We start from the raw sequence: 10950 nt of genomic DNA, 5'->3' as shown, positions 1-10950 counted from the left end.
TGCGACAGCGGGTAGTCCGCTCTCCGCGACGTGGGTGGCTGTCGGGGTGGGGTGGTGCTGTTCTAGGTCGGGATGCGACAGCGGGTAGTCCGCTCTCCGCGACGTGGGTGGCTGTCGGGGTGGGGTGATGCTGCTCTAGGTCGGGACACGACGCCAGGTTGTGGCCTCTGTCCCTGGGTGGGGCTCGCTTGTGGGGTGGGAGGGGGTGCTCCTTGGAATATGGGGGTGGGTGTGGCGTCTGTTCCTGGGTGCAGCTCATTTGCGGGGTAGAGGATTTTCTCCCTGGGGATGACGCCAGGTTGTGGCGCCCGCCCCGGACACAGTCCACCCCTGGCTGCCGAGATCGCGCAGCGATCGAGGCACGAGCGATGGGAAACCCCCACGCTGTCGGTGCTGTTGGCCGGGGACGAGCGGCGGTAACGGAAGGCAGCGAGGACGGCCGGTGGGCGGGCACCGGTTTGGTGCCGGTGGGGGCGGAGCGTCGCCGGCGTGGCGCCGGGGCGTCACTCCCCCGAAAGGACAGAGTCGCCGGTCATCAAGCGCAGCATCGCCGCCACCGAATCCGGCATGTCGATCTCGTCGGGGGCGTGTAGCCACTGCAATTGCAGACCATCCATGACAGCCACGAGGAGCGTGGCCCCCTCGTCGGCGCTCACCCCGCCGGGGAGGTGGTCGCCATACTTCTCTCGCAAGATGGCGGCGAAGCGCTGCCGAACGTCGGCGAAGCGGGCGGCGAAGTGCTCGCGTGCAGGATGGTTCTCGGTGACGCTCTCGGCGGACAGCACAGTGTAGACCTGCACGATGCCGGGCCGTTCGGCGTTGCGCTGCACGACGTTGACCAGCTCCTCCGGTGAGAACCGCTGCGGCTGCCGGTCGAGTTCGTCGCGCTTGTCGAGCATCGCCACGAGAAGCTGCTGCTTGCTCGGGAAGTAGTGCAGCAACCCCTGTTGGGTCAGCCCGACCCGTTCGGCGACGGTGGCCAACGAGGCGCCGTTGAAACCGCTCTCGGCGAAGACCTCCAGCGCTGCGCGCAGGATCTCGTCTCTCCGGTTTCCCGGTGGGCGCCCTCGACCTCGGCGCGGGGTTTCCTCGTTGCTTGCCAACTCATGCCCTTCCCGCTCGTCCGCCCGAGATTACCGCTGTTCACTGCGGTGCGGGCCCCGCATGCTCACCGCGGCGCGCTGGGAACCTTCCCATTTCAGCAGTCACCATTTACGATACCTACCGAGTACTCAGTAGGTAAATTATGGGCAGGTGCCCTCCACCACTGCCACTCGTCGCCCCCCGTCCGGCCACCGCAGCGAAAACGCGGCATGCCCTGGCACAAGCACCCCGACAACAACGTCAAAACGGTTCCAGTTCCAGCGAACAGGAGTGAAATGACACAGCCACAGTCCGCGGAGGCCCAGCGCGAACGGCGAGTGGAGCAGGCCCTCGCCGAGCTCGACCTCACCGGCAAGGCCCACCTGTTGGGGGGAGCCAGCGCATGGTCGATCGCCCCCAATCCCGACATCGGACTGTCTCGCCTGGTCATGTCCGACGGTCCCGTCGGCGTCCGCGGCGAGCGCTGGTCTTCCGACGACCCCTCGGTGCAACTGCCCAGTCCCACCGCCATGGCCGCCACCTGGGACCGGGAGCTGATCCGCCGCGGCGGCCACCTGCTTGCCCAGGAAGCCCGCCGCAAGGGCGCCCACGTGCTGCTGGCCCCCACCGTCAATCTCCACCGCAGCCCTCGCGGCGGCCGGCACTTCGAGTGCTACTCCGAAGATCCCTACCTCACCGGTGAGATCGGCACCGCCTACGTTGCCGCCGTGCAGGAGGGCGGGGTCGCCACCACCGTCAAGCACTTCGTCGCCAACGACTCTGAGACCGACCGGTTCACCGTCGACGTTCAGGTCGACGAGCGCACGCTGCGCGAGCTCTACCTGGCCCCCTTCGAGGCCATCGTCAAAAACGCCCAGGCGTGGGGCATCATGGCCGCCTACAACTCCGTCAACGGCCCCACCATGACCGAGCACGCCGAACTCAACGCCGTACTGCGCGACGAGTGGGGCTTCGACGGCTTCATCGTCTCCGACTGGACGGCCGCCCGTGACACCGTGGGCTGTGCCCTGGCCGGGATGGACGTGGCTATGCCCGGGCCCGACACGGTTTACGGGGACAAGCTCGTCGCCGCCGTGCGGGAGGGCCGGGTTCCCGAAGCGGCCGTCACCGAGATGGCGCGCCGCGTGCTGCGCCTAGCCGCGCGGGTGGGCGCCCTCGACGGTGTCGAGCCCGCCGTACCCGCCGCGGCCCTGCCCGCCGAGGTCGACAGCCGCCAGATCGCCCGGGAGATGGCGGCCCGCTCCTGCACGCTACTGCGCAACGAGAACGCAGCGCTGCCCATCGACGCCTCCCGCGTGCGCAAGATCGCCCTCATCGGGCTGGCGGCCCAGGAAGCCCGTACCAGCGGCGGCGGCAGCGCTACCGTCTACGCCGAGCACACGGTCTCCCCCCTCGAAGGGCTGCGCGCCGCCCTACCCGCCGACGTCGAGCTGACCTACGCCGTGGGCACCGACCCCACCACCACCCTCCCGGCGCTGGAAGGCCCCTTCACCGCGGTCTTCCGCGACGCCGACGAGCAGCCGTTGGCCACCGAGGAGATCCCCACCGGCGCCGCCCGCTGGGCCGACGGCCCGCCCGAGGGAGTCGATCCCAGCCAGGTCACCTCGATCGAGATCACCACCACCCACACTCCGACCGTCTCCGGCGGACACGAATTCGCCATCTCCGGGGCGGGCCACTACCGGCTCACCGTGGCCGGCGAGACAGTCCACGACGGCGACCAGTACCCCGACGGTGACGACCCCGGTGCGGCCTTTTTGAACCCGCCCGAGACCCGCCGCACCGTCGAGCTGACCGCGGGCGAGCCCGTCACCGTCTCGGTACGGCTCACCTCCCCGCCGGCCATGGGCGGCTTCACCTTCTTCGGTTTCACGCTGGGCCACTCCACCCCCAAGCGCTCCGAGGAGGAGATGATCGACGAGGCGGTGCAGGCCGCTGCCGACGCTGACGTCGCCATCGTGATCGCCGCGACCACCGCCCAAGTCGAGTCCGAAGGCTTCGACCGCGAGACCCTCGCGCTGCCGGGCCGCCAAGACGAGCTCGTCGCCCGCGTCGCCGAGGCCAACGCGCGCACTATCGCCGTGGTCAACGCCGGCTCGCCCGTGCTCATGCCATGGCGTGAACAGGTCAGCGCGGTCCTGCTGAGCTGGTTCGGCGGCCAAGAGATCGGCCACGCGCTGGCCGATGTACTGCTGGGTACGGCCGAACCGGGCGGGCGGCTGCCCACTACCTGGCCCAACCGGGAGGGCGACGTCCCCGTGCTCGCCGTCGAGCCCACTGACGGTGCCCTGCCCTACGAGGAAGGGATCTTCATCGGTTACCGCGCTTGGGAGCGCGCTGCGGCCCCACCCGCCTACTGGTTCGGACACGGGTTGGGGTACACGAGCTGGCGTTACGACGGCGCCGCCGTGGCACCGGCCGACGACCCGGAATTGGCTACGGTGCAGGTACGGCTGACCAACACCGGCGAGCGGACCGGACGCGAGGTCGTCCAGGTCTACCTCGGCCCCGTCGAGCCCGAGCCACAGCGGCCGGTGCGGTGGCTCGCCGGGTTCACCACCGTTGATGCGGTCCCCGGCGAGACCGCCCAAGTCGAGGTCACCCTGCCCCGCCGTGCCGCCGAGACCTGGGACGCCAACGCTCGCGCCTGGCAGTTGGCGCCGGGCGAGTACCGGCTCCACATCGGCCGCTCCTACGCCGACACTCCCATCACAGCCCCCCTGACCGTCTCCACACGCTAGAGCCTCGGGCTCGCCTCTCCCGCCGTAGTCCCGTTTCCTGCGCCGGGGAGTTGAGCCACCCGCCGTGCCCGCCGCCCCGGGGTGACGGGCACGGGGCGGCGGGTCGGCCCGATCGGGCCGACCCGCCACCTACGGCGAGCGGTCAGCTTCGCAGCACAACCGCCGGCAGGGGTAAAGGGCTAGCAGTAGGAGTCGAGCATGCCGTCGAGGGCCGACTCCTCGGCGTAGTTCACCGAGAGGCCGTAGACGTACTTCACGTGAATCCACTGGCGGGCGTAGATGCAGCGCACGCTGGTGTTGGTGGGCTGCCACTCGGCGGGGTCGCTGTCGCTCTTGGACAGGTTGGAGTTGTCGGAGACGGCGATCAGTTGCGGGTTGCCGAGGTCGTTGGCGAACTGCTCCCGCTGGTAGGTCGACCAGGAGTCGGCGCCGGAACGCCATGCCTCGGCCAGCGGGACGAGGTGGTCGATGTGGACCTCGCTGGGCTCGGAGGTCCAGGTCGCGTCGTAGACGCTGTACCAACTTCCGGAGTCGGGGTAGCAGTCGCCACCGGAGGTGACGCCGCTGCCGTCGCGCTCCAGCACGACTTCGCGGGTGTCGCAGTTGTTGCCTTGGCTGGACCAGTGCGGGAACAGGTCGCGGTCATAGCCGCTCATCGAGCCCTCGGAGGTGACGGGTAGCGCCGCCAGTTCCTGGCGCGCCTGCGCCTCGTCGGGCGGCGGGGGCGGGTACGCGGCGGCGGGCGCGGCCAAGCCGGCGATCGTGAGGGCACTGATCGTCCCGACCACACCAGCGCGTCGCACGTGTCCCATGGGGGAGCCTCCTCGATGTCAGACGACGTCACAGGCGGCCTTCCCCGCCTACGTGTCCGCCGGCTGACCCGATCCCGACACGGTCGTGACGACCCGGTGAGCGGACCGTCGGCCGCTACGCGGCGCGCTCTACCCGGCGGCTTCGATGAGGCCGGGGTGGTTGTTGCGCGGCGAGCCCACCGCGCGGCCGATCTGGCGCGGCACCAGGTTCGGCTCGGGGATCGCGTCGATGAGCGTCGCCACCTCGCTCTTGTCCCGCGTGGATTTGTCGAGCCAGTCGCCCACCATCTCGTAAGGCAGGATCACCGGGGTGCGGTCGTGGACGTGACCCAGGGCGTCGCTGGCCGGCCGGGTGAGGATCGTGCACGTCCACACCCACTTCGCGGGGTCGTCCTCGGCGATTTCGGGGTCGGGCCACAGCTCGTAGAGTCCGGCGAAGGCCAGCGTGCTGGCATCTTCGGCGTGCAGGTAGTAGGGCACCTTGCCGCGCTCGCCCTGCTGCCACTCGTAGTAGCCGTCCGCGGGCACGACACAGCGGCGCTTGGTCGCCGCGGCGCGAAACGCCGGCTTCTCGGTGACGGTTTCGGAGCGGGCGTTGATCATCCGCGACCCCATCTTGCGGTCCTTGGCCCACACCGGCAGCAGGCCCCAGCGCGCGTTGCGCAGTTGGCGCGTGGGGGTCCCGTCCTCTGCGGTCTCCTCCACGATGATGCGCACCGTCTGGGTGGGCGCCACGTTCCACGAGGGGGCGAGCTGCTCCCCTACGCGCTCGTCGACTTCGAAGAGGAGCTGGAGTTGGCCGTCACTTTGGGCACTCACGAAACGTCCGCACATTCCGCCAGTTTCGCTCTCTTGGCGGTGTGGGCGAAAGAGGGAGTCCACAGCGTGTCCCCGGCTGTCCGGGCCCTCGTGGCACCGGACAGCCGCGGTTGCCGGGTGCGCTGCGGCGGCTCGGCCGAGCGTGGTCTCGAAACAGGGTAGGTGGTTTCCCATGAGTGCCTGCGCAGCGCGTCGGAGACCGACGACAGCGGGGCGGCGGCGGGGCCTTTCCCCGCGTCGGCGAGCCTACCCGGCAGCGGCGCCTCCCGCCCCGGCACACCTTCAGCGGCTTTTCGTGGGTTTATTACTTTTAGTGCTGTAGCTGTTCCTTCACGTCGCTGTCTTGTTCTCGCGTTCAGGGCGTGTTTTGTGGCGCCGAAACCCGGCTGGTCGGGCGAGTGCCGATCGCCGCTCCGGGGAACCGCCCCGCCGCGGTAGCTCGCTCAACGGGGGATTCGTCCGGTGGAACCGCTGTTCGCCGCGGGCTGTCGCGCGCCGGCGCGGGAGAGCCTGGCCAACTCCGGCCAACGTGGTGTTACCGTGCGTTCACCGGGTTAATTTCGCGCGTACGATAACCCCCTACGTTTTTCCGGAGATCGCTATGCGTGATCACCGCGCCCTCCGCCCCCTCCCCGACAGACCCGGTGGGCGAACCATCCCACAGCAGTGTGAACCGTCGCTTCGGGCGATCGCGGCACCCGCTGTCCCCTGTCCCGTTCCCGGCCGGTGAGGGCCATGACCCGGCAGCGCCGATACGTCCTCGCCGACATCCTGGCCGGCGGCGGCCACCTGACGGACCCCGCTTGGCGTGGGGCCGTCGAGCGGGTGCCCCGCCACCGCTTCATTCCCGAGACCGTCTGGGTCGACGATTCCGACGGCTGGCTCTCCCCTGTGAGCCGAGATGATCCACGCTGGTGGGACGGTATCTACGCCGACCGGGTGGTCGTGACCCAGGTCGACGACGGTCACGCCGAGGGCGTCGACGGCCGTGGCCGGTACCCCACAAGTTCGGCGAGCCAACCGCGGATGGTGAGCCAGATGCTGCACGCGCTGGCGGCCGAGGACGGCATGAGCGTGCTGGAGATCGGAACCGCCACCGGCTACAACTGTGCACTGTTGTGCGAGCGGTTCGGCTCGGCCAACGTCACCTCGATCGAGATCGATCCGGACCTGGCCCGGCAGGGAGCGGCGAACCTGCACGCCTTGGGCTATACCCCCACACTCGCCGTGGGGGACGGCACGAGCGGCGTCCCCGACCACGCTCCCTTCGACCGCGTGCTCGCCACCGTCGCGGCCAAACACGTCCCCGGCGCATGGATCGCCCAGACCCGGCCCGGCGGCGTGATCGTCACTCCCTGGGGCAGCGACTTCGGCGGCCACTGGCTGCTGCGCCTCACCGCCACCGGCGACGGCCTCGCCCACGGCCGCATCATCGGTTCGGCCGCCTTCATCTGGCTGCGCGGGCAACGGTCGTACCGGGGCACCTGGTCGGATCACATCGACTTCTCCGCCGACCTGGACCCCGGAACGACGTCTCTCGACCCTCGGGCGCTGCTCGCCGAACCCGGAAGCGGGCAGGCGCTCGTGCTTGGCACCCTCGTCCCCAAGCTCTACCGGGTCGTCGCCGTTCCCAAGGGCGACACAGAGGAGTTCACCGTGTGGGTCTACGATGCCGAAGGCTCGTGGGCGGCCGTGGACTACGTCCCGGGGGCCGGTAAGTACGCGGTCGGCCGGTACGGTCCCCGGGACCTGTGGTCTGAGGTGGAGCGTGCCTATCAGGCGTGGTGGCGGGCGGGCGGTCCGCCTCGCAACCGGCTAGGGCTGACCGTGACCGTCGACGGGCAGCAGCGACTGTGGTGCGACGATCCGGGCAACGTGCTGGCGCCGCTCGGCGAGGCCTACGACCTGTAGTCAACCGGACGCCAGCATCGACGCATGCTGAACAGCGATTTTTACGCATTGTGCGCATACGCCCGCAGGAATGCGGGAAGCGGGACGTGCGGACACCACGCCGTGTCATAGAGGAGGGGCCGTCATGGCGAGTGACGCTCGTTACCCGATACGGGTCGAGGGAGACCTCGACCCGGGACTGACCCGCTGGCTGTGGCTGCTGAAGTGGATTCTGGTCATCCCGCACTACATCGTCTTGTTCTTCCTGTGGATCGCCTTCTTCGTGCTGACCGTGGTGGCCTTCGTCGCCATCCTGGTCACCGAGCGCTACCCGCGGGGGATCTTCGACTTCAACGTGGGGGTGATCCGGTGGAGCTGGCGGGTCCACTTCTACTCCTACGGGGCGCTTGCCACGGATCGCTACCCGCCTTTCACCCTTTCCGCCGACGTGGACTATCCGGCCCGGCTCGACGTGGCCTATCCGCAGCGCCTCTCGCGGGGTCTGGTGCTGGTGAAGTGGTGGATTCTGGCCATCCCGCACTACCTGGTGGTGTCGATCTTCACCAGTGGCGGCATCACCTTCGTGCAGGCCGGCGAACCGGGGTCGCCCCTCAACGGGGCACCGCCGGAGGAGTGGTGGTCGATGTCCTACGGCGCCGGGCTGATCGGGCTGTTGGTCTTCTTCGTCGCCATCGCACTGCTGTTCACGGGGCGCTACCCGCGCGGCATCTTCGCCCTCATCGTGGGCCTGCATCGGTGGGCGCTGCGGGTCGTCGCCTACGCCACCCTCATGACCGACACCTACCCACCCTTCCGGCTGGAGCAGGGCGGGCGTGAGCCGGCCGGCCCGGACCAGGCAGCCTCCCCGGAGTCCGGTAGCGACACGACGCCTCCGGCGGCACCAGGGGCGGACCACTCCTCCGCCTGAGGTCCACTCGTTCGTCGGCGCCGTCCCACACGGGGCGGCGCCGACGTGTGTGGCATGGCCTCTCGCGGGCGGTCACGCGCCGTGGCCCTAGGTCCGCCGGCGGCGCGTCGCGTGCCGATGGCACCGGCCATGGGCGCCCCTCGCGGTCTCGCTGTCTCCTGCTCTGGGACTCCGCTGCCGGGGACGGCCACTCTTGCCACCCTATTGGTCCTGTGGTTCACTAGTCGAGTAATGAACCGACGAGCTAAGGGGGTGTGCGGTTGTTCGATGAGCGCAGCCCGATCTACAGACAGATCGCCGAGCAGATCAAAGCCGACATCCTCAACGGTGTGTTGCCGGAGAACACCCAGGTCATGTCCACCAACCAATACGCCGCCTTTTACCGGATCAACCCAGCTACCGCCGCGAAGGGATTCCAGCAATTGGTCGACGAGCAGATCCTGTACAAAAAGCGCGGAGTGGGCATGTTCGTCAGCCCCGACGCGCGCGACCGGCTGCGTGAGCAGCGACGCGCCCGCTTCTTCACCGACGTCGTGGACCAGATGGTGGCCGAAGCCAAGGTGATCGGGGTGCCGCTGGCCGACATCGTCCACTACATCCAGCACGCGCAGAGCGCGGGAGACGCGGAGAACGGGGGGCAACGGTGAGCCCGGGAATCGAGGTCCACAACCTCCACCTGCGCTACGGCAAGACGACCGCGCTGCGCGACCTCACCTTCTCGCTCAGCGGTGGCAAGATTTGTGGCCTGCTGGGGCGCAACGGCTCCGGCAAGACCAGCCTGTTGTCAGTGCTGGCCTCGCTGCGGCCGGCCCCGGGCGGGTCGGTGACGATCGGCGGTGAGGCGCCCTTCGAGAACCCGCGCGTCATGCCGCGGGTGTGCTTCATCCCCGCCGCCGGTAAGGGAGCCTCGGACTCCGCGGACAGCACACGCGTACGAACCGCGTTGGACCTGGCCGCGGCCACCCGGCCGCGATGGGACCGCGACTACGCTCAACACCTGCTCGAGCGCTTCGGCCTTCCCCTGGACAAACGCCTCAGCTCGCTGTCCTTGGGCATGCGCTCGGCGTTGAATGTGACGATCGGACTGGCCGCGCGGGCGCCGGTGACTCTCTTCGACGAGTCATATCTGGGGATGGACGCTCACGCCCGCTACGCCTTCTACGAGGAACTCCTCGACGACTACATGGCCACCCCCCGCACGATCATCCTGTCCACGCACCTGATCGAGGAGATCGGCTCGCTGCTGGAGGAGGTCGTGATCATCGACCGGGGGCGCCTGGTGCTGCACGAGGACGCCGAAACGCTGCGCTCTCAAGGGGCGGTGTGCACCGGCCCGGCCGAGGCGGTCGACGATTTCACCGCGGGCATGACTGTGCTCGGCGAGCAGCGACTCGGTCAGACCAAGGCCACCACGGTCTACGGCCCCCTCGACGACCGTGAGCGCGAGCGCGCCCACGCGGCTGGCCTGGAACTGGGGCCCGTCGCGTTGCAGGACCTGTTCGTCCACCTAACCAAGGAGTTGGAGGGCAGTCGATGACCACCCCACCGATACGTCCGGAGCGGCTCGTCTTCCGTAGGTTGCTCTGGCTCGCGCTGCTGCCCATGGGCTATGTCGTCTTCATGGGAGCGGTCAACATGATCGTCTTCACCGCTGTGCGGCCGGCGGCGATCGGCGACAACCTGCTGATGTGGTTCGTACACAACCCCATGTGGGTCTGCTTCACAATCGGGGTACTGCTGACCACGTTCTTTTTGAAGCGCTACGTCATGCAGGGGGTTACGCGGCGGCAGTTCCTCACCGCCGCCACGGCGGTGGCGGTCGTGGCCGCCGTGGGGACCCTGTTGGTCGTCGCCGTCGCCCTAGCCCTCTACTCCCCGATGCTCAGGCCGGAGGAACTCTCCCTCCTGGTTTCTCCTATGGGGGAGACGGCGAGCCTCGACGCCGTGACCGGGAGCCTGATCGCGGCCAATGCCCTCCTCGGCTACGTCGCCGCGCTGTTCGTGGGTGCGCTGATGGGCGCCGGTTTCTACCGCTTCGGTGTATGGCGGGGGCTGCTCGTGTTGCCGGTGGCCCTGCTGCCGCTGCTGGTGGCCGAACTGTCGCTGTGGAACCCCATACCGGATGAGGCAGGCTCCCTTCAACTGCTCGACGTCGGCGCTCTGGCTTTCGGCTACGGTCTCCCGCTCAGTGCCGCCACGCTCCTGCTGGCCTGGGCTGTGAACTATCTGCTCACCCGCGACATCCCTATCCGCCTCTAGGTTGTTGTTTTTCGAACGGCTGGGGTGGGGGCGTGTGGGGGTGTTCGTCGTTCGCTCGTGCCTCGATCGCTTCGCGATCTCGGCAGCCTGTGGGGGGTGCTTCTATGGGGTTGTCACGCCGGGGGTGGGGTGTAGGTGGGTGTGTGTCGGGGGCGTGTGGGGGTGTTCGTCGTTCGCTCGTGCCTCGATCGCTTCGCGATCTCGGCAGCTTTGACGGGGGCGCTGTGCCTTTGACACATCGCTGTTGTGCCGGGTGCTGCTGGTGGTGGTGGGGTGCTTCTATGGGTTTGTCAAGCCGCGAGAGCGGTGGGTGGTTGGTAGAACGTGCCGTCACGCAGCATCGCGAACAACACGTCGCAGCGTCTGCGTGCCAGGCAGAGTAGGGCCTGGTTGTGGC

The 10950-nt window shown here is 68.8% G+C and carries 9 protein-coding genes; 6 read left to right on the top strand and 3 right to left on the bottom strand.

All coding sequences use genetic code 11. The features are described 5' to 3' along the window. Nucleotides 1-503: 503 nt before the first annotated feature. Nucleotides 504-1103 carry a TetR/AcrR family transcriptional regulator gene (locus tag ABD848_RS23335; RefSeq protein ID WP_344976761.1) on the bottom strand — a complete coding sequence of 200 codons (600 nt, stop codon included), beginning with the start codon at nt 1101-1103 and terminating at the stop codon, nt 504-506. Between the two features lie 276 nt (nt 1104-1379). On the opposite strand from ABD848_RS23335, the gene ABD848_RS23330 reads away from it, so the two are divergent. Next, nucleotides 1380-3845 carry a beta-glucosidase H gene (locus ABD848_RS23330; RefSeq protein WP_344976758.1) on the top strand — a complete coding sequence of 822 codons (2466 nt, stop codon included), beginning with the start codon at nt 1380-1382 and terminating at the stop codon, nt 3843-3845. A 179-nt stretch (nt 3846-4024) separates the two neighbouring features. On the opposite strand, the gene ABD848_RS23325 is transcribed toward ABD848_RS23330, so the two are convergent. Both ABD848_RS23325 and ABD848_RS23320 read right to left on the bottom strand, forming a co-directional pair. Then, nucleotides 4025-4657, bottom strand: a complete 633-nt coding sequence (locus ABD848_RS23325) for an HNH endonuclease family protein (RefSeq protein WP_344976755.1) — start codon at nt 4655-4657, stop codon at nt 4025-4027. A gap of 129 nt (nt 4658-4786) precedes the next feature. Continuing rightward, nucleotides 4787-5491, bottom strand: a complete 705-nt coding sequence (locus ABD848_RS23320; RefSeq protein WP_344976752.1) for an SOS response-associated peptidase — start codon at nt 5489-5491, stop codon at nt 4787-4789. Between the two features lie 720 nt (nt 5492-6211). Between ABD848_RS23320 and ABD848_RS23315 the strand changes: the two genes are divergently transcribed. The 5 genes from ABD848_RS23315 (at nt 6212) to ABD848_RS23295 (ending at nt 10553) form a co-directional block, all read left to right on the top strand. Next, the gene (locus tag ABD848_RS23315; RefSeq protein ID WP_344976749.1) at nt 6212-7387 is read left to right on the top strand and encodes a methyltransferase domain-containing protein; all 1176 of its coding nucleotides are present in this window, start codon (nt 6212-6214) and stop codon (nt 7385-7387) included. Between the two features lie 124 nt (nt 7388-7511). Then, entirely contained in the window at nt 7512-8294 is a 783-nt protein-coding gene (locus tag ABD848_RS23310; RefSeq protein ID WP_344976746.1) for a DUF4389 domain-containing protein, read from the top strand. Between the two features lie 254 nt (nt 8295-8548). Next, a complete protein-coding gene (locus tag ABD848_RS23305) occupies nt 8549-8941 on the top strand; it encodes a GntR family transcriptional regulator (RefSeq protein WP_344976743.1) in 393 nt (130 codons plus the stop codon). Then, on the top strand, nt 8938-9831 hold the full coding sequence (locus ABD848_RS23300) for an ABC transporter ATP-binding protein (RefSeq protein ID WP_344976740.1): 894 nt from the start codon (nt 8938-8940) through the stop codon (nt 9829-9831). Before ABD848_RS23305 ends, ABD848_RS23300 begins: the two co-directional genes overlap by 4 nt. Next, nucleotides 9828-10553 carry a twin-arginine translocation signal domain-containing protein gene (locus tag ABD848_RS23295; protein WP_344976738.1) on the top strand — a complete coding sequence of 242 codons (726 nt, stop codon included), beginning with the start codon at nt 9828-9830 and terminating at the stop codon, nt 10551-10553. The genes ABD848_RS23300 and ABD848_RS23295 overlap by 4 nt, the downstream gene beginning before the upstream one ends. The last annotated feature ends 397 nt before the right edge of the window (nt 10554-10950 follow it).

Source organism: Salinactinospora qingdaonensis (assembly GCF_039539445.1).
Classification (GTDB): domain Bacteria; phylum Actinomycetota; class Actinomycetes; order Streptosporangiales; family Streptosporangiaceae; genus Salinactinospora; species Salinactinospora qingdaonensis.
This window is presented reverse-complemented; position numbering and strand designations above follow the sequence as displayed.

Bases quoted from the DNA above. Each gene is read 5' to 3' on its own strand.
- ABD848_RS23330 (WP_344976758.1), top strand. From the start codon at position 1,380: ATGACACAGCCACAGTCCGCGGAGGCCCAGCGCGAACGGCGAGTGGAG.
- ABD848_RS23315 (WP_344976749.1), top strand. From the start codon at position 6,212: ATGACCCGGCAGCGCCGATACGTCCTCGCCGACATCCTGGCCGGCGGC.
- ABD848_RS23325 (WP_344976755.1), bottom strand. From the start codon at position 4,657: ATGGGACACGTGCGACGCGCTGGTGTGGTCGGGACGATCAGTGCCCTC.
- ABD848_RS23295 (WP_344976738.1), top strand. From the start codon at position 9,828: ATGACCACCCCACCGATACGTCCGGAGCGGCTCGTCTTCCGTAGGTTG.
- ABD848_RS23310 (WP_344976746.1), top strand. From the start codon at position 7,512: ATGGCGAGTGACGCTCGTTACCCGATACGGGTCGAGGGAGACCTCGAC.
- ABD848_RS23320 (WP_344976752.1), bottom strand. From the start codon at position 5,491: ATGTGCGGACGTTTCGTGAGTGCCCAAAGTGACGGCCAACTCCAGCTC.